Here is an 18,978-nt window from a genome sequence, read left to right as displayed (position 1 = left end):
CCCTAGAAGGGTTTACGATTCGTATTGGTGGAGAGTATGTCAATGAAGAAGGGTGGGATTTGAACAAGCTAGAGGATGGGGCTACTGAGCTAAATGTATCATTAGGGCAGATTTATATTAGTGTTCTTGAGGGTATACGAGAACAATTTCCTGATAATAAAGATCTAGCAGATCAAAAGATCAAGCAAGACTCATTTGGTCAAGCGATAGATCAGATACTCTTGCAGAGAATAATTGCTGGCTTAGCTCAATATGCTGCTTCAGGTGAGCATGAGTTGACTATAGGAGCGAATTCTTCTGAGACACCGAGTACAACAGGTATAGTAGTGACAACTACCCAAAATTGTGTTGATCAATCACTAGAGTTTGCTCAGGTAGCTTTGGGCTATCATGAGTGAGCAAGTCAACCTAGGTATTCTAAGCGAACCACCTAGTAAGCCTAATACTGACCAAGAAAGAGATATCACCACAAAAAGGAGACTTGCCAGAACTATTCTATCAATCTGGGTAGAGAAAGGAAGAGATGGCAAGGTATGGAACTTATTGGATTTTTGCAAAGCCCTGCTCAAGCGTGACCCAAATGTTTGGTAACAAAGTTATTTCTTAATCGGTGAGACAGTGATCGAGAATTCTCGAAAGGATAGAAATTTATCGTTTTTGCTATAAAATATTTTTTGAAGTACAATGTTCTTAAAGAAATAATTGAGGGGGTTGTGATTTGGATAGCTTGAAAGGTGGAATTAGTTCAGGTAAGTTAACGCTTGACGAGGACAGATATCATTTAGGGGGTGACGGTTGTAGGGACAGGGTAGAATTTGGATCTGCTAAGAATCACAGTCTACCTTTGCCTTCAATAATCAGCTTGTCACAAACTAGAGAAGATACCAATCGGTCAATGGCAGCATTACAGAGGTCGATTAACGAGGTGGGTTTGATTCATAAACCCACAATTGCATTGATGTCTGAAGATGGGTTAGATCAATATATTAGAGTTGTCAACTCTTTATGGGGATCAGAACACAGGTTGGAGGACATGCCAGCCGTTCCAGAACAGATGATAGCTGCTTTAATTAACAAGTATCCACCTGGAGATAGTTTTATAATGGATAATGGACGGTATTATCTAGTGGTTATGGCTGGTCATAGTAGGATTCAGGCAATCAGGAATATTGTTGCTAAGGATGAAGATATTGCATATGTGGCTTGTGATTTGCATTTTTTACCCTCTCCCCAAGAAATATTAGAGATACAGATTGCAGAAAATATCCATAGTAATGTTTCAGAAGCAAGAGAACTTCTAGCAATAGTTGAAATATATTACTATGGTCTAGAAAATAATCTATGGAGTTCTCCAGCAGAATTTGCGAGAGAGTCCAGAGATAAAATTAGCTACAAAAGAATTAAGAGCGCTATAGCATTCTCTAGGTTACCTGGGGCGTATCGAGATATATTTCGAGGGGGGTTGTTGAGTTATACTATAGGTGTAGAACTCGCTATGCTGGAAGAGCCCTATCGAGACTATCAGATGAGAACCTTTTTTAAAGGAAGGAGCAAAGATAGCTTAACCGATGATGAAGAAGAAAAGTTAAAAGAACAGTGGATTCTTTTTCTTGGAACTGAGATTGCTCATATTCAGGATAAGACTGGATCTGAAAAGAGGGCATTAGTGGGCTTTTTTAAACAACGTGCACGTGGTTACAAGGCTAGCTGGTCTGAGGCTCAGGAAGAGAATGACGCCTTAAGGCTTTTTGAAGAAAGCCAGGCAGATCTCTTTAAGACTTATTCAGATCAAGCAAGGCAACGTTTTATGGAAGCATTAGACGGGGTGACCCGTGTTGCAAATGGTGATCTGCAACATGTTTTGTCAGCTCACAAAGAAGTTTTTTGTACAGTGGTGGCTGATTCAAGAGTAATAGAAACCCTCTTTAATAATCTTGGGACTGCTGTACAGTCAATGGCATCGACTTTTAATGGTAGTAACTCTTAGTGAAATGGTAGAGCTAGAAAGATTATTTGAATTAAACTCTGGAGAAAGAGAAAGGAGGATGCCAACCTTCCCTGATTTAGACACGGGAATTGGAAGACTTATAATCGCATTTAATCTTGCAACATTACCTCACAAGAATTCAGGGCTTGAGTGGTATCAAAAGGCACATCAATGGTGCCAAGAGCTTTCTATGGATAAGGATGTCAAGTTGAGCCCTGAAAGTATAGCTGGAATTGTTGCTGCTACCTCGCCCATGCAGTCATGGACAAGGAATTTGGTTAATGCCAGGGAGCTTGTGCTAAACGGTAAATATAGCGGACTTGGATATACGAGAAACGACGCTATGCGTATTAATAATGGTGAAGATCCTAAGGATGTGTTGTTTAATCCAGAGCGTAATAACCCAAAAATGCGTGCATTTTTTATGAATATAGCAGAGCCAGATAATCCAGAATACGTTACTATTGATCGTCACATGTTTGGACTACTGGTCGGCACACCAATAAGTAGGCATGACAAGAATTGGTTATCACCAGATGAGTACGAAAAATCTTCGAAGATGGTTACTGATACTGCTAAGGCATTGGATTTAGTACCCAATCAGCTTCAGGCGATTGTTTGGCTATATTGGAGAGATTACGTTGGATTTCGGGAAAAGACTGATGCTTCTGGCTCAAATCTTCAGTTATTTTAACTCTTCTTAATCGGTGAGACAGTGATCGAGAATTCTCGACCTGATTTGCGGACAGTGCTATCCGCTTTGGCATAGTCAGCAAGGATCTCTAGGGATTTTTCTAGCACTTCTTTACCCAGGTAGCTATGGTGCATCTCGCGCCCCTTGAGCCTGACAGTTAGTTTGACCTTATGGCCCTTGGTAAGAAATTTTTTCGCTTGATCAGTTTTGATTTCCAAATCATGGGGGCTAATCTTTAGACTTAGGCGAATTTGTTTGAGCTCTTGTTGCTTTTGATTTTTCTGATTTTGCTTGGCTTGTTTTTCTTTTTCATAGCGATACTTACCCCAATCCACTATCCTGACTACTGGAGGCTTGGCATCAGGTGATATTTCGACTAAGTCTAGCTCAGCTGCTTGAGCCTTGGCAAGGGCATCTGACAGTGTCATCAGGCCTAGCATTTCTTTATCTTCAGACAAAACACGCACTTCTTCAGCGCGTATCTGATGATTGATCCGCACATAGTCGCGCCTAGGTTGTGACGCTTTGTTATTCAAACTTGAAATTCTTAATCATTTATTCGTTACTAACTTATCATATTTATTTAAAATACACAAATCAAACCATAAAATCTTGCAAGCCTATCCCTACAAAGAGCCAAATAACCCCCTTCGTGCTTTTCAAGGAGTCCCCTTGAAAAGCACTATCCCAACAGATCAAAAAGCCCAAGGAGTCCCCTTGAAATGGTCAAAATTGACCTTGTTTTGAGAGTCCTATATGATAAGACTATGAGATTTTCAAAGTTATTCGCCAAACCAAGTAAAGAGGTTGGGCTGGATTATAAGGTTGATTCACATCGGCTTTTGACCCAAGCAGGATTTATTAGGGAATCTAGTGCTGGAAGGTACTATTTGTTGCCACTTGGTATTAGGGTTCAGCATAAACTGACTGAAGTGATTAGGGCAGAAATGAATATGAGAGGGGCTCAAGAAATCATCACCCCAGTCCTGCATTCATTAGATCTATGGCAAGAGACCAATCGAGATCAGGCGGCAGGTTTTGAACTGATGCAAGTCGAAGATAGGAGGGGGGCAAGATTTGTCTTGGGAGGTACCGCTGAAGAAATGGTGGTAGACCTGATCAGGAAGTTTAATATTAGCTATCGAGATTTGCCACTAAATCTTTACCAATTCTCAATGAAATTTAGAGATGAGCTGAGGGCTAGGGGAGGGTTATTGCGAGTTCGAGAATTTATTATGAAAGATGCCTATTCATTTCATAGTTCTGAGGCTGATTTTGCTAATGAGTATCAATCAATGTCAGATGCCTATCAGGCAATATTCACCAAGCTGGGTCTTGATGCTCATCGTGTGGAGTCCGACAATGGCTACATCGGGGGTGAGTATTGTCATGAATATATCGTTGATACCGATGCTGGAGAAAGTGATTATTTGGTCGACCAAACTGGTTCTTATCAAGCCCATCAGGATGTAGCCGTTTTTGATAAAAGCTATGATTATAGTAGCTCAAAACCAGAGAAAATTACCCAGAAGAGCAAGCCTCAAAAGCTTAATATGGTAGAGGCCAATCGGGGTAAGACAATGGCAGACGGAGTAGAATTCCATAAATTGAGTTTAGTTAATCACATCAAGAATGTTGCCTACAAGACAGGAAAGAATCAGCTCGTACTAGCTTGTATTAGGGCAGATTTAGATGTCAATGAAGTGAAGCTAGCACATCAGGTCGATGCCAACCATATTGAGCCATTGACGGATCAAGAAGTAATTGAGCGGCTAGGTAGTTATCCAGGCTTCATTTCTCCAGTAGATATCAGGGAGAATTTATCAGAAGATGAAGAGTTAATAGTTATTATTGATGATACTGTGGCCAAGATGGTTAATGCTGCCAGCGGGTCAAACAAAAAGAACTTTGATTATCTGGGTATCAATTATCAGCGTGATTTTCTAGCTGATAAAGTCGCAGATATCGCCCTAGCTCAGTCGGGGTATATTGCAGTTTCCGGAGGACAGCTTGAAGGTAAGAAGGGTGTGGAGGTTGGTAATATTTTTCAGTTGGGGTATCACTATTCGACATTAATGGATAATGCTAATTATACTGATCAGGATGGAGACAGAAAGCCATACTATATGGGGTGTTATGGGATAGGGGTTGGAAGAACAATTGCCACAATTGTTGAGCTATATCATGATGATAAGGGAATAATTTGGCCTGAAATTGTAGCTCCATACAAATATCATCTGATTTCGTTAGCCAGGAGTGAGGATGACCCTGTTTATACTAGAACAGAAGAATTATATCAGTCGATGATTAGTCAAGGCTTGGAGGTGATTTGGGATGATCGATTGGATGTTCGGGCAGGAGAGAAGTTTGCCGATGCTGATCTGATCGGTAACCCAATTCGCTTGGTAGTTAGCGCTAAAACTCTGGCCGATAATCAACTTGAGCTCAAATATCGCAATCAAGATCAGGTAGAGATGTTAAATATTGATCAGGCTTCTACTTCTTTGAAGTGATCTATGGGACAATCCTGGGTTATGAATTCAAGATTGTTAGCAAATTTTTGGCATACTGTAAGGCGAAATATGTCTACTATAGTGACAATTTTTTTAAGCTGTACAATAGTTTCAATTTGGACAATCTTTAGATTTCTTTCTCAGCCTATAAACTTTGATTTGATAGGGCAACAATTATTAGCTAGGCATTGGCTTAGTGGCTATACTGAGGGTGTCTTAACTGCACCTACAAACTATATATTCAAGATTTTTGTATTTTATATGCCAGCGGAGATATTCAATCTAGATCCAACGTTATTTTTGATCTTGTCTACATTGTTGATCAATATCTTAACCATAATCGGCATCTACTATATCCTCTATAGAATCTTAAAAAAGTTTAGTATTGATCCTGGGATGTATTTTAATATGATGTTTCTATGGATATCTACTATAGCAGGATCGGTGTTTTGGATACAATTTTCGAATTCAAGAAACCTAGAGATTGTTGCTGGTCTTGGTATTATCTATCTCGGGATTAGGTGTTATGAGGGTAAGTCTCTAGTATCCTTGATTCCTTTTGTAATCTACTTAGCTCTGGTATTTTTCTCAGATCCTATGCAGATCTATGTATCGGGTACAATACTAGCTGCCTATATAATACTAGATAGCCTCTTCCTTGATAGACGGAATAAAAAATCAGCGATCAAGGTCTTGATCGTGATACTAATAGCCTTCTTGTTGAGTTTAGCTATTCAGCTTTTTGCAAGAAAATTTTTTGGTATAGTTTTTTTCAAGGTTGGATCATTGAATCAAAGCTTGGATGTCTTAAATAATCTTAGCCCTGCAATAAAGCAAACCATTAGGAATATCCTTGATATTTTTTCAGGTACCGAGGAAATGGGCAGGTGGAGACGGCGTCTCAATAATGTCTTCACATTATATTTATTTGCTATGACGGTATGGCTATATATCAGATACAAACTGTATAGCCATAATAGGAAGCTGATGGTATTGATAGTATTGGCATTGGTTTTTCCTGTAGCTATATATTTTGCGAGTGGACAGCCTCTTTTGCCTGGAACATCAAGATATTTGATCATGCTATTTCCGGGATTGATTATGTTGATAGCTACCTTGGAGGCAGTGCCAAAGCAGAGCTTGATAGCAATATTTACAGTCGTAATATTGGTTAATAGTTACGGATTAATTCGGTCGCTGGCTGGGGTTAGTAATAATAGATTGGAGGGAATTGATGTCCTAGAGAGACGATACGATTATATTGTTGGTAGTGATTTTAGCTATGGATATGCTGATATGAGCACGGCCATCCCTGCAGAATATTTTTTTGGTAGGGATTCAGATAAGGTGATTTTCCCACTTGATTGTCGGGACAATAAGCTATACAAGGTCAATTTATTTTTTGACAAAGGAGTATTTGATAAGATAGAAGATCGGGACAAGAAAACATCAATCATTGTTGGCAAGGAGTTAATCAGGGGACCACTCAGTGATTGCGGTGTTGAGGATATAAAAAACCAGCTTGGAGAATGGTCTGACATTGAGGAATTGGGTGATGGAGATTTGGCTTTGATTTACCCTAGTCAGGTGATGACAAAATTAACTTTTTAGACTGATAGAAAATTTTGAGAATTTCATAGTCTCAAAACAAGGTCAATTTTGGCCATTTCAAGGGGACTCCTTGGGCTTTTTGATCTGTTGGGATAGTGCTTTTCAAGGGGACTCCTTGAAAAGCACGAAGGGGGTTATTTGGCTCTTTGTAGGGATAGGCTTGCAAGATTTTATGGTTTGATTTGTGTATTTTAAATAAATATGACTTTGTGGAGCCTTTTGATCAAGATTAACTATAGCCTAGACTGTAATTAATCTTATCTAGACAGGGTTTTTTTTGGCACAATGAAGTTGAGCCTTGGGTAGCTCTCGCCAATAGTCAATTTGTTGACGCTGAGTTCTTGACCTTGATAGTGGAAGTGTCCATTGCGAATAGTGATCTCTAATTTATCAGCATGGATATTGATTAGCTGGTCACTGAGCTGGGGTTGCAGGGGTTTGTTGAGTCTTTTTAGTAATTTTGTGCCCATTATTTTGCCAGACTGGTCACCTCCATAGCCTTCAACCAGAAGGTTTCTTTGGTACTGGTCTAAGGTTTCGGTTCGCCAAAGGTTGTTGTTGATTACTCGGATACCCCAGACGGTGCTAGCTTTGACAGTTAGCTTGTCGTCAAATTGAAATTTTAGATGAGGAAGCAGGTCAGTAGAAGTATTGATAATTCTGAGCTTTGCTTGGTCAATAAAAAGTTCATTATTGATTGAACAAAGGTTCAGACCAACTGTCCTACGTTGAGGTAGTATTTGGACTGCTTGCTTCCAGCCTTTGATATTGAGCAGCTCAGCATAATGGGAGTTCTTATCGATGGGTATAAATCCTAGGGTAATATCTGCTTGCTGGCTATGGACTTCGTTGATCACACTCTCAAGTGTCCAGTCATCACCTACTACTATAATAGTCTGATAATCTTTCTTGACCTGCTTAACAAAAGAGGAGATTTCTTGACCTGCCCGATTTTCATCTGACAAGGCAAAATTGGCTCCGAATACAGATTGTTTGGCGGCTGATTGGCGGATTTTTTTGAGCAGATCTTTCTTGTTGCCAAGTTTTGCGGTAGTATCGAGCAAGAAGGCATACATTTTATTTACCTACCACGGCAGTAGAGATTTTGCCGATTAATATTGCACCAGTTTCGACCCTTAATGTGCCAGTACGGATATTAGCATTGGTGATAGCTGTACTAAGTAGGATAGATTGACCATTGATTGTCGCTTTGCCACTGAGTTTGCCAACTACGATCAAATCCTGAGCCTGGATCTCGCCGTCTACTTCTGCATTTTGTTCCACAGTTAGTTTGCCAGTCGTTTTGATCTGACCTCGAAATTTGGAATTGATCACTATATCAGTATCACTATATAGATTTCCCTCACTTTCGAGATTGTCACCAAGGACTGTCTCAAATAAGACAGCTGTTTGCTGGGATACTTTATGGTTTTGGAGCTTTTTTCTAAATAACATACAGCTAATATTTTACACTGATTGCTTTGGCAATAGAAGCTTGTTCTTCTTCTGAAAGATGATGGAGACTCTTGCCTTTTTGGATTTCTTTGCAATACACCCTAGTACCTGATCTAGTATGGATGCTAGATATACAGTATCCAGTGTCTTTGGCATCGAGAATAGTCAAGCAAAAGCTTTGATCGCCACCAGTATCTTGGAAAGGGTTGAAGCGAATTAGGCCTATCTTTTGAGAGCTAGTCTGGAGTTGTTTGTGGAGTTTGGCAGTATAGCTAGCCAATTGGTCGAGTTGGTCTAGGCACTGGTTGACTTCACTACTGTACTGCTCTAGCTGATCCTTGAGGCTTGTCGTCTGATCACCTGACTGATTAAGAGTAAAGATCTTATTATAAATAGCTCTGAGATCAAGTAATTTTTTGATTGCAAATACTGATAGCAATAAGCTCACAAGTGCTATACCTAGAACAATTCTTTCCATGTACTATTAATCATAGCATATGGATTTGTGTTATGATGTAGCTATGCCAAAATCTCACATCAAGAAGAAGCAAAAGCTTAGTAATAAACCTAAGGTTATTGCCAAGGATTCTGATCAAGCTATTCAGCCGAGTATAGCCAAGGGTAGGTCTACAGATGGAGTCAAACCTGTTCAGGGATCAGGGAAGATTAAACTATCAGCCAAGGCAGAGCATGATAAGGTCTACATTGATCAGAGATTGCACTATGTTACGCGTGAGATTAAACGGTCATTGATGATGGTGATGATAGTAGGGGTGATTTATCTGGCTATCTACTTCGTTCTAGAGAAGACTGATCTGGGTGGCCAGGCAATCGAATTCTTTACCTTGTAGGGGGAGCTTATTGAGGGGTTTATACCTTCCTGTCATCTTCAGTACTTGACTGAAATTTTGTGTTATTAAAAAACCAAAACAAAAATAATTATTATCAAATATCAGTAGGGGTGGATCCCCCGTATTGTCCTATGGACAATCGGAGGATGACGAGACAAAGGACTAGCAGGGCAAAGGGTTATCCCGCAAATCTAAGCAACAGCTACTTTAAGAAAGTGATATCTTGATAGGGGTCAGAGTCGATGCCTTGAGCAAATATTTAGTCAGGTGGGAGAATTTTTTGCTACCTTGCTGGCTTGTTGCCAGAAGTCAGTCTTGCCAGCTTGCCTACCATAGAGTCTAAAATTTACCTTGGGAGGTCTTCCTCCGTTGGGTTTACCCTCCAGAGGAATCAGTAGACGAGATTGATTACCTAGCAAATAATGCTTGAGTGATAGCACTATTCCATGAAGTAGCTCCTGTCTAGTGACTATTTGCCGAGTAAGAGGTACGTAGACTTGTTCATTGAGACTATCTTTTATGGTATCAATAGCTATACCTGTAAGTTTTAAGGGGTCTGGACTGATGACATTTTGCCAACTCTGGAGAATCTTATATTCAAATATAGGTCGATAGGGTTCAATTAAATCATAAATCAATGCAGGGTAGCTAGTTGGTTCGTGTAGAAAACCATGGAAAGGAGAGAGGTGATGGTAGCTTACCCAGCGTAGTATTATTCCAGTCAGAAACTTGCTACTGGCATCCAGTGCTTTGCTGTATGGGTTGTTATTCCTTCTAGCAAGACTAGCATCAGGTGATAATTGATCAAAGAAGTTTGACCAATATTCTCTAGCCAATTGGGCTTCAATCTGTCTCATTTCTGCAAGAGTTAGATCTTTATCAAGTTTGATGGTTTCTGATACTAGACATCTGGATGAAATAAATTTGGCATTGAGCAAAGATCGGGCAATATGGTTTCTCTTGTGTTGGTTTGTGCGGAATAGTATTTGCTTGGTTAGGGTGTCATCAGGGTCTGGTCTGCCAGAGCCAGTAATAATGATAGATTGATGCATGTTGCGCCTATGGATAATGATGGGTATTCCTTTACGGGCAATCTTTTCTAATGTAGATATCTCGATCTTAGTTTTTGTCTCACCATAGATCATGATGCTAGATATCTCATCTAGGCTAGCTTCGAGATCACCACCGTTGTATTCGGTAATCAATTTTGCTTGCCTGTCTATGCTGATACTTGAAGGGTAAGGAATCCATACGGGTACACGTCGAGATTTATTGGGAGATTTGTTATGATGCGCTTGTTTGGTTGGGGATTTGATTTTCATACTATTTTGTCCCATTATAATGCATTGTCGTGAATTTGGCTTGAAAATTATCAACTTACTGCTAATATATAAACAGAAAAACAATAGTTTTTTGTAAATTTATATCTGTAAATTCGCGGGATCTCCCCGAAAAATATGGGGAAAAAGGCGATCCAGGTTTTCTGGCTCCCCGAAAAATATGGGGAAAAAGGCTTGACTATATTTTACCATCCCCGAAAAATATGGGGAAAAAGGCAAGGAGCTACATTTACAACCCCGAAAAATATGGGGAAAAAGGCACATACGCGTGCGTGCTGTCCCCGAAAAATATGGGGAAAAAGGCAAGAAGTTATTACTGACCTCCCCGAAAAATATGGGGAAAAAGGCTTCGCCCAGTAAGCGTCTACCCCGAAAAATATGGGGAAAAAGGCACTAACCTGCCCCATGGCCCCCGAAAAATATGGGGAAAAAGGCAGGAGGGGACAGCAATGTCCCCCGAAAAATATGGGGAAAAAGGCACTGCCAATCCTTTTGTTGCCCCGAAAAATATGGGGAAAAAGGCTACTGCAAGTAATTTAGCCCCCCGAAAAATATGGGGAAAAAGGCCCCTAGCGGACTGAAGCACCCCGAAAAATATGGGGAAAAAGGCCGAGGCGGCAGCGGAGAGCCCCGAAAAATATGGGGAAAAAGATTAGTCACCTCCCCAGTGTTTTAATTAAAGTTGGTTCCGTAGCGTTTGATTCGCTACCTTGCCTTTCCAACTATCTCGCGATTTACAGATATAACATATAGATTAAGTATCAATTAAGATGAAAAAACGCAACAAATCACAAAGATTATTGACAGGGTATCGCTTGCATGATTCTAGATTGTCCTGGGCAGAAAATGGTACCGCAATTCGGACAATCAAGTTTCCACTCTATGGCGATGACATACCAGCATTGACTAAGAATATAGCTAGTGACTACCGAGGACTTTATGGTAGGTTGCAATTAAGTGATTATATTGATTTAGCTCAGAGGTCTTCAATCTTAGAGTTTTGGCTGGAGACTTTGGCGATGGGCGGAGTTTTTATGTACTCGACAGCTAGACTGGGTAAGCTTGGAGAAATAATTCTAGATAATGATTCTTATCTAGAAAGCTTATTTAATCAGATTCCAGATCCAGCACTAAAACAAGAGCTCAACTATACTGGTTGGGAGCAAAATATACTGACCTCTAGTAGATTAAATGCTAGATCTGAGACAGAATTGGTAGAGATTTTTCTCAAGCGTTATGCTACAATTTCTGCTCAAGAGAGACCTTCAGACAGATTGCTAGAGATAGCTCATCAGTTTGCCAAGCAAATCAATAAGATTACTGGGGATAATCAAAAGACCTTATTCAAGCTAGAATTATTTGGCATCAAAGACCCACAACTACCCGTTAGTCCCAGAAAATCCATCTCATTTTTGATTTTGCCTAGCTGGGAAGAACTGGAGGCGGATAGTAAGACTGAGCTGTTTGAACAGATTATTCGGAGGTTACACTTGGACTTGGTAGACAAGACAGATCGTCTAAATGCAAAAGATATCGAGGAGTTGATCGGGTTAGCCAATAGTGCAAGTGGTTTCAGTAATTTCCTCAATCAAGTCTTTAATGATCTGGCTTCTCAAGGGGCTGAAGTGATCAATCAGTACCTGGATGACATGAGTGTGTATCTCAAATACACAGATCGGGAAAGGGAAATAGTGCGAGCTAGATTGCTAAGACTAGCTGAGTTGGCCAAAAATATTGGCCAGCCCAAGCTAGCTAATAGTTGGGGTGACTATCGGGTTGATTTCGCTAGTAAGATGAGTTCATTTTATAGTAATAAGCTGAGGCAAGAAGAGGAGATAGTCACTGTAGCCAGCAAACACCTAGATAACCTGACGAAGTATCAAGATAAGTTGGTTGATCAAGACCCTGATTTGGGGATAGGTATTAATGATCTGATCAATATCTATCAGTCTTTGCTAGATACCTATCACGCAGATCAGTACCTTGATCCATTATTGACAGAAGGTGCTCAATTGTTACTACCTAGGATTAGGAGAGACCTAAATGCCCATTTACAGGCCAACTCAGGGTTGGGTTTGGATTTCAAGACTGATTTTAGAGATCTCACCAAGCAACTTCCTAGGATACCAAACTTGCTTGGAGAGTCAGCGCGAGAGAAGTTTATCAAAGTCGTAAATTATAAAGATAATTATCAAGGTTTGATCAGTCAATTCACCAAGCTTCTTAGTGCTATTAGTCCTATTATCAAATACCAATCAGATGCTTATTTGCAAGCAAAAGATTTGGAGAGGCTAAGGAAATGGGCAGTATCGCTGAGATCACACAAATCTCTCAAGATATTGGCGCTTGTTGAGCTGAGACTTAATATGGAAACCCTCAATATCGAAGATAAGGTGTTTTACAATTCACCTTTTGCTAGGCAAAAGAGGGAATTGATCAGCTATCAAGATACCCCAGCTAGCAGGTTCCCAATAATTGAGATATTAGAAGAGACCCTAGAGGAGATTAGGAATCCAGTAACGGTCATTAGACAACTAGATTCTACAATAGACTATATTGAATTGATCAAGATATTATCTAGTATATTGATTAGTAAGGTTGATCAGTTTGAGGTAGACAATGTAGAGCCTATTAATAAACTGCAAGACATATACCTAGCTCTTAGGGACTATAGGCTCAATAATCACAGCCTAAATACCTTCTTGCAGACAATGTTGCTAGCTGAGCTCAAGGGGTTGTTGAGTTTGGTCTCAAAGAGAGAATACATAGAGAGATCTGCTATTCAGGAAGTCAATGGAGCACAAATCAAGCTAGTATTTGATCCAAAAGATCCAGTGACTAGTACAAAATATTACATAGAGCAACATGGTGGATTGATGGGTGCTGAGCTTAAGGGTGGCTTTGACGATCTCAAACAATTTCCAAAACCGAAATCAGGTAGTTTGCCCGTTGCTAAGCCTTATAAGCCAGCAAAGAATTCTGCACTGTACCGTATAGGAGGTAGTAGATATCAGAAACAATTCTTATGGTGGTTGATCAAGAAACCAAAATATAAACATAATCCATTATCATTTATGGGAGGCTTTAGCATTGCGGAAACTCGCAAGAAGATTAGATGGGATGATCAGGCTAGACTTCATATAGAAAACATTCAGGGTTCGGAGAGGGTGTTTGCAAGTATTCCTTTCAATATCCTGGCCAAAGAATCCAAAAAGGGTGCATTTGGGCTAGAGAAGCAACAAATCCCCAATCGGATAGTTGGTGTAGATGTAGGGGAGAAAGGTCTAGCATGGTTGGTTATTGAAGTAGGTGATGAAGGTAATGTTGTCATTGTAGATCAGGGATTTATTCGTGACAATCAACACCAGGCTCTCTCCGGTCAGGTAACTCAGCTCAAAAAACGTCAAAGATTTGCAACTTTTTCTAGTCAATCTACCCATATAGCAGAGTTGCGCAAGTCATTGGCCAGTAGCTATCAAGCTAGAGTAGAAGCTTTGGCCTTGAAGTATCAGGCACGAATTAGCTATGAGTTTAATATTAATGCCTTTGAGACTGGTGGAAATCGAATTGTCAAAGTCTATAAATCACTCAAAGTCGGATCTGTCTTTGGGCAAAATAGTGCGGACAATGCCAAGCTGGAGCATTACTGGGGTAAAGCTGCAAAGGGACGGACAAGAAGGCCAGGAATCGAGGTATCTGCTTCTGGCACTAGTCAGACTTGTGGTAAATGTAAACGTTGGTACAAATATGACATCAAAGATAAGGAGCAGTATCAGCTTGAAATACTAGAGGATTTTTCTGAATTAGCTACTATTGACACTGGTGACAACAATAAACTGCTAGCATATACGGGGGGTAATTTTGGTCAGGTGAGCGGTCAGGAGATCAATAAACTTAAGCTAATCTATGCTTTTATGAGGCCACCTATACATAGTCAAGCAATGCAATTCGCTATTGGTAAGAATAAGGATTATCATAGGATTTTTAGCGAACTTGATGCGAAGGATTGGGTCAATCAAAATGCCAACTCGGCTATCTTTGTATGTCCATACTTGGATTGTCTACATATTGCAGATGCAGATTTGCAAGCTGCTCTCAATATAGCATTGCGAGGTTATTTAAAACTAAAATCAGAGTATCTAGACACCAAGAAACAATCCGATAAAAAGCAATGGGATCAGGATACATTTTATGAGCTAATCCGTAGCCAGCTTACTTATCCATCAGTGGGTTTTGATCCAGGATTACGCTAAGTGATAGATTCAATGGGGTTGTGGAGTTTAGGGTCTGACTCCACTCCGTCACCTTCCAAAATCCAGCCCTCCACCTCGTCATCTTCGGGTTGCTAGATGGGCAAGATCGGAGATCCAGTATCCCGTATCGATTAATTATCCAAATCTCAGTAGAGGTGGATCCCCGTATTGTCCTATGGACAATCGGAGGATGACGAGACAGGGGAGGGTTTCGGGGGATGACGAGAAGAGGAGCCTACGGACAATCGGAGGATGACAAATCCTTCCGCTATTAGTTTGGGACTGTTAGACATCATAGCGGCTGTTACATTTTGTCAATACGGAATAAAAATCATCCGTTTTGGCCTCACAAGTTTATATCATAATAACGTTAGTCAAGATGATGAGATGAGAAAAGACAATAACTATAGCCCAGAATGTGCAGTCTGGAGCTGAAGATCTCATCAGCACAGGCCTCGCTAAGAAGCTGGTCGATAGCTCAGGGCTTCAAGGAGGTGATCACTGGAGATATCTTCAGCACCATCCAAATCAGCGATTGTTCGGGCTACCCGAAGAACCCTCTGATAGCTTCTTCCTGTGAGCTTGAGTCTCGATTGTGCCTGATAGGTTAGTTCAAGGCAGGTTTTATCTAGAGAACAGAATTGCTTAATCAGCTTGTTGGTTAGCTGGCTATTTTGGTTGATTGAACAATCTTTGTAGCGATCTGATTGGAGCTTGCGGGCTGTGATTACTTGGGATCTGAGTTTTTCGGAGGTCTCTAGATTGGTTTGATTTTGCATTTGGTCTAGGGGTACTCTCTCAATATTGACTAATAAATCAATCCTGTCCAATAGTGGGCCAGAGATCTTCTTTTGATATCTCTGGATTTGATGAAGGTTACAAATACACTCCTTGAGGTTATCTCCATAGTAGCCACAAGGACAAGGGTTTTGGGTAGCGATCAGGATAAAGTCAGCCGGAAAGCTCAGGCTTGCTTGAGCTCTAGCGATGCTTACATACCCATCTTCCAGTGGCTGACGAAGTACCTCGAGAGCAGTTTTGGGGAATTCTGGTAACTCATCTAAGAAAAGGATACCATTGTGGGCGAGACTGACTTCACCAGGCTTTGGTATCTTGCCCCCGCCGATTAGCGAGATATTGCTAGCGGTGTGGTGGGGGGAGCGAAAAGGTCTCTCACTAATTAGGTCATTTAGCTCACGAGTCAGAGAATGAATCTTGTTGACTTCCATCATTTCAGATTTATTCATTGGTGGCAGGATGCCTCTAGCTGCTTTGGCCAGCATTGTCTTGCCAGCACCTGGTGTGCCATTAAGCAAAATGTTGTGACCTCCAGCAATTGCGACTATCATTGCTCTTTTGCCCGCCTTTTGGCCATAGATTTCGGCAAAGTCAGGATTTGGAACTACTCTTGTCAGTCTCAGTGGCTTGGGTCTGATTGGCTTGATTGGCACTGTACCATTAAGATGATTAGCGAGCTGGATTAGACTTGTGATCGGATAGATTTTGATCTGGTTAATGATGGAGGCTTGCTCAGCATTTTGGGCAGGTAGATATATGGCATCAAACTTTTGCTCCATAGCTAGATGAGTACTAGCTACTACTGAATTGGTCGGTCTGAGATTGCCATTCAGGGATAATTCACCTATGAATAGAGATTTATTGTTGGGTGGAGTAATTTGTTGACTACAGGACAAGATCCCAATAGCTAGTGCTAAATCAAAGCTTGAACCAGTCTTGGGTAGATCAGCTGGAGCTAGGTTGATCGTGATACGGCTCTGAGGAATCTGGAGTCCAGAATTGCGAATTGCAGCGCTGATCCTTTCTCTGGCTTCTTCGATTGCCTTATCTCCGAGTCCAACTACAATGATATTGGGCAGACCCCTACTCGAGACATGGGTTTCTATGTCAATAATTCTACTATTCAAACCCATATGGGCAGTGCTATATGTCAGGGTAAGCATTGGTTTGAGCGTTAATAATATTTAGTAAAAATAATAATTTATTGTATATAGATTAGCGCTAAAATCTATTGATAGCAAGCATGGGCGGTTTGATAGCGTCGAGTAAGAAAGCCTACTAAAGTAGTGCATGATTAGGGTGATGAGTCAGGATAAATTGGGTTTACCAGGATTGGTAGATATCCATGTTCATTTGCGTGATCTCGGACAAACTATCAAGGAAGATCTCATATCTGAGACTAGGGCAGTTTTGGCTGAAGACTCTGATGACTTTTGATCAAAATTTAGCAAAGAATAATTCCGTGCAACTCTTGTGGCAATGTCAGAACCGCAAGCTATATAGGGCAATTCCAGTAGCCACTGAAACATTGAGGGAGTTTTTGGCTCCCATCTGAGGTAGGCAGATGATCTGATCGGATTTATTGAGTACAGATTGTTGAACACCTGTCACTTCATTGCCCACCACTAGGGCAATTTTTGGATAAGACTTTAGTTCGGAGAGGTTAGCATAAAGGTCGATAGAGCCTGCGGTCTCTTCTAATGACAGGATGGTATTACCCTCTGACCTTAAGCGGTTTATTGTAGTAATTATATCTATATCATACCTTATATTTATTGTCTTTTCTGCGCCAAGGGCAGTCTTGGATATCTGATAGGAATTCTTAGCAATTATTCTGGGATCACGAGTGTCACCGACTATTTCTGGGTAGGGAGTAAATCCCGTACAGACTATCTGACTGACTCCAGCGCCATCAGCAGTCCGCAAGATTGCTCCGACATTGTGACAACTACGGATATTGTCGAGGATTATTATGATACCCATCTTAGTGATTAGTTTTTTCTGTCAAGGGGTCAAGAATTCCATCATCAGTATTAAATACAGAATACAGAAAGGATTGCCAATAATATTGATGAATCGCGTTGATTATAGGTTCAAGTAGAGCATTAGGGTCTAGTTTGTGCTCGGCTGCTATTTCCGCCAGCTCTTTAGTTGGATTTATTTGGATAGTTTCAGGTAAGAATACAGGATGCCAATTTGGTTTTTTTGCTATTATTGTTGCTTCTTCTATATTTTCTTGTTGAGGTTGATCATCAAAGTTGGCAATAGGGAATTCATCTATGGACTGATAAATAGTACCATCTTGATGTAGTATAGTAGTCCCAAATTGGATATATATCGTTGTTATCGGGTAGTTTGATAAGTCAATCATTGGTTCGAAGTCGGGATGTGGAGTATCTTGATCTAGATTGAGGGTATTGAGATCGCTAATGATGGCTAGAAGTTGTCTCGAATTTGGATTTTCCCATAGATCTTTATTAAACTGTTTAAGTGCTTCATTGAGCAATATTTTACTTTCATCAGGAGTAATGTTTTCCATCTGGTTATTGTAGCATGATATAATTAGAACCATGAACAAAACACAACTCAACCAAATCAAAAATAATCAAGGCTTTATAGCTGCATTAGACCAGAGCGGTGGCTCTACCCCAAAGGCTCTCTTGTCATATGGTGTCACGGAGGATAGTTACAATAATGCAGTAGAGATGTATGACCTCGTCCACCAGATGCGTACTAGGATCATCACTAGCCCAGCTTTTTCTAGTGAATATATCTTGGGAGCAATTCTTTTCCAGCAGACAATGAGAAGTCAGATCGAGGGTCTTGATACTGCTGATTATTTGTGGAATAAGAAGCAAATTGTTCCATTTCTCAAAATTGATCTAGGGCTTGCTGATACTAAGGATGGTGTTCAGTTGATGAAACCAATTACCAATCTAGAGGAAATCTTGGCTGAAGCAAAAGTTAAGAATATCTTTGGCACCAAGATGCGCTCAGTGATCAAGCAGAACAATCGCATTGGCATTAAAAAAGTAGTCGAGCAACAGTTTGAATTGGCACGAGCAATCAGTGCTACTGGCCTAGTACCGATTGTCGAGCCAGAGGTGGATATCAATGCAGATGGCAAAGGAGAGATAGAATCGCTTTTGCATGGCTTACTGCAGGAAGAATTAGCTAACCTCACACCCGACCAGCTGGTAATGCTCAAGCTCACTATACCCGAACAAGACAATATCTATCAAGATCTGATGGGTCTTCCAAATGTTGTACGAGTGGTAGCACTATCTGGAGGATATGATCGGGGGATTGCCAATCAGCGACTTGCTAGAAATCAAGGTCTAATCGCTAGCTTTAGCCGAGCCCTAGCTGAAGGTTTGTCAGTAGATCAATCTGATCAGCAATTCAATCAAAAGTTGGCTGATACTATTCAGGGCATTTATCAAGCATCGATCACCTAGCTTGATCGGAGTACCATT

Annotated in this window: 18 protein-coding genes and 1 CRISPR repeat array; of the genes, 10 read left to right on the top strand and 8 right to left on the bottom strand. The window is 40.6% G+C overall.

The features are described from left to right. The 4 genes from KA531_00290 to KA531_00275 all read left to right on the top strand — a co-directional run. Positions 1 to 398 (top strand): hypothetical protein (locus KA531_00290; GenBank protein ID MBP6005338.1); only part of this gene is annotated, 398 nt, incomplete at its 5' end. Then, positions 391 to 591 (top strand): hypothetical protein, encoded by a 201-nt coding sequence (locus KA531_00285; GenBank protein ID MBP6005337.1) that lies wholly within the window; start codon positions 391 to 393, stop codon positions 589 to 591. The genes KA531_00290 and KA531_00285, both read left to right, overlap by 8 nt. Positions 592 to 718: 127 nt before the next feature. Continuing rightward, on the top strand, positions 719 to 1,987 hold the full coding sequence (locus KA531_00280; GenBank protein MBP6005336.1) for a hypothetical protein: 1,269 nt from the start codon (positions 719 to 721) through the stop codon (positions 1,985 to 1,987). Continuing rightward, complete coding sequence (locus KA531_00275; GenBank protein MBP6005335.1) at positions 1,971 to 2,681, top strand: hypothetical protein; 711 nt, start codon at positions 1,971 to 1,973, stop codon at positions 2,679 to 2,681. The genes KA531_00280 and KA531_00275 overlap by 17 nt, the downstream gene beginning before the upstream one ends. On the opposite strand, the gene infC is transcribed toward KA531_00275, so the two are convergent. After that, entirely contained in the window at positions 2,678 to 3,217 is a 540-nt protein-coding gene (gene infC, locus KA531_00270; protein MBP6005334.1) for a translation initiation factor IF-3, read from the bottom strand. The two genes, KA531_00275 and infC, sit on opposite strands and share 4 nt — an antisense overlap. Before the next feature lie 231 nt (positions 3,218 to 3,448). On the opposite strand from infC, the gene KA531_00265 reads away from it, so the two are divergent. Both KA531_00265 and KA531_00260 read left to right on the top strand, forming a co-directional pair. Then, complete coding sequence (locus KA531_00265) at positions 3,449 to 5,194, top strand: proline--tRNA ligase (protein MBP6005333.1); 1,746 nt, start codon at positions 3,449 to 3,451, stop codon at positions 5,192 to 5,194. Between the two features lie 21 nt (positions 5,195 to 5,215). Beyond that, the gene (locus KA531_00260) at positions 5,216 to 6,805 is read left to right on the top strand and encodes an ABC transporter ATP-binding protein (GenBank protein MBP6005332.1); all 1,590 of its coding nucleotides are present in this window, start codon (positions 5,216 to 5,218) and stop codon (positions 6,803 to 6,805) included. Between the two features lie 257 nt (positions 6,806 to 7,062). On the opposite strand, the gene KA531_00255 is transcribed toward KA531_00260, so the two are convergent. Genes KA531_00255 through KA531_00245 form a run of 3 tightly spaced genes read right to left on the bottom strand, consistent with a single transcriptional unit; the run spans position 7,063 to position 8,738 of the window. Further along, the gene (locus tag KA531_00255) at positions 7,063 to 7,881 is read right to left on the bottom strand and encodes a hypothetical protein (protein MBP6005331.1); all 819 of its coding nucleotides are present in this window, start codon (positions 7,879 to 7,881) and stop codon (positions 7,063 to 7,065) included. 1 nt (position 7,882) lies between these two features. Continuing rightward, on the bottom strand, positions 7,883 to 8,260 hold the full coding sequence (locus tag KA531_00250; protein ID MBP6005330.1) for a polymer-forming cytoskeletal protein: 378 nt from the start codon (positions 8,258 to 8,260) through the stop codon (positions 7,883 to 7,885). 4 nt (positions 8,261 to 8,264) lie between these two features. Further along, on the bottom strand, positions 8,265 to 8,738 hold the full coding sequence (locus tag KA531_00245) for a DUF4446 family protein (protein ID MBP6005329.1): 474 nt from the start codon (positions 8,736 to 8,738) through the stop codon (positions 8,265 to 8,267). A 43-nt stretch (positions 8,739 to 8,781) separates the two neighbouring features. On the opposite strand from KA531_00245, the gene KA531_00240 reads away from it, so the two are divergent. Next, positions 8,782 to 9,111 carry a hypothetical protein gene (locus KA531_00240; GenBank protein MBP6005328.1) on the top strand — a complete coding sequence of 110 codons (330 nt, stop codon included), beginning with the start codon at positions 8,782 to 8,784 and terminating at the stop codon, positions 9,109 to 9,111. 263 nt (positions 9,112 to 9,374) lie between these two features. Here the strand turns inward: KA531_00240 and KA531_00235 are convergent, their stop codons facing one another. After that, positions 9,375 to 10,433: a CRISPR-associated endonuclease Cas1 gene (locus KA531_00235; GenBank protein ID MBP6005327.1), complete on the bottom strand. Its 1,059-nt coding sequence runs from the start codon at positions 10,431 to 10,433 to the stop codon at positions 9,375 to 9,377. A 124-nt stretch (positions 10,434 to 10,557) separates the two neighbouring features. Further along, a CRISPR array of direct repeats spans positions 10,558 to 11,103; the repeat unit is 24 nt; unit sequence CCCCGAAAAATATGGGGAAAAAGG. 118 nt (positions 11,104 to 11,221) lie between these two features. On the opposite strand from KA531_00235, the gene cas12d reads away from it, so the two are divergent. Together cas12d and KA531_00225 are read left to right on the top strand one after the other, a co-directional pair. Further along, the gene (gene cas12d, locus KA531_00230) at positions 11,222 to 14,704 is read left to right on the top strand and encodes a type V CRISPR-associated protein Cas12d (protein ID MBP6005326.1); all 3,483 of its coding nucleotides are present in this window, start codon (positions 11,222 to 11,224) and stop codon (positions 14,702 to 14,704) included. Between the two features lie 252 nt (positions 14,705 to 14,956). Next, complete coding sequence (locus tag KA531_00225; GenBank protein ID MBP6005325.1) at positions 14,957 to 15,139, top strand: hypothetical protein; 183 nt, start codon at positions 14,957 to 14,959, stop codon at positions 15,137 to 15,139. A 23-nt stretch (positions 15,140 to 15,162) separates the two neighbouring features. On the opposite strand, the gene KA531_00220 is transcribed toward KA531_00225, so the two are convergent. The 3 genes from KA531_00220 to KA531_00210 all read right to left on the bottom strand — a co-directional run bounded on the left by KA531_00220 (position 15,163) and on the right by KA531_00210 (position 18,041). Then, positions 15,163 to 16,665, bottom strand: coding sequence for a YifB family Mg chelatase-like AAA ATPase (locus KA531_00220; protein ID MBP6005324.1), 1,503 nt, complete (start codon positions 16,663 to 16,665; stop codon positions 15,163 to 15,165). A 319-nt stretch (positions 16,666 to 16,984) separates the two neighbouring features. Further along, the gene (locus KA531_00215) at positions 16,985 to 17,485 is read right to left on the bottom strand and encodes a TrmH family RNA methyltransferase (GenBank protein MBP6005323.1); all 501 of its coding nucleotides are present in this window, start codon (positions 17,483 to 17,485) and stop codon (positions 16,985 to 16,987) included. 1 nt (position 17,486) lies between these two features. Then, entirely contained in the window at positions 17,487 to 18,041 is a 555-nt protein-coding gene (locus tag KA531_00210; GenBank protein ID MBP6005322.1) for a hypothetical protein, read from the bottom strand. Positions 18,042 to 18,072: 31 nt separating this feature from the next. Here KA531_00210 and KA531_00205 point away from each other — a divergent pair, with 31 nt between their 5' ends. After that, complete coding sequence (locus tag KA531_00205) at positions 18,073 to 18,960, top strand: fructose bisphosphate aldolase (protein MBP6005321.1); 888 nt, start codon at positions 18,073 to 18,075, stop codon at positions 18,958 to 18,960. Positions 18,961 to 18,978 lie beyond the last annotated feature (18 nt).

This window comes from Candidatus Saccharibacteria bacterium, from assembly GCA_017983775.1.
Lineage (GTDB): Bacteria > Patescibacteriota > Saccharimonadia > JAGOAT01 > JAGOAT01 > JAGOAT01.
This window is presented reverse-complemented; position numbering and strand designations above follow the sequence as displayed.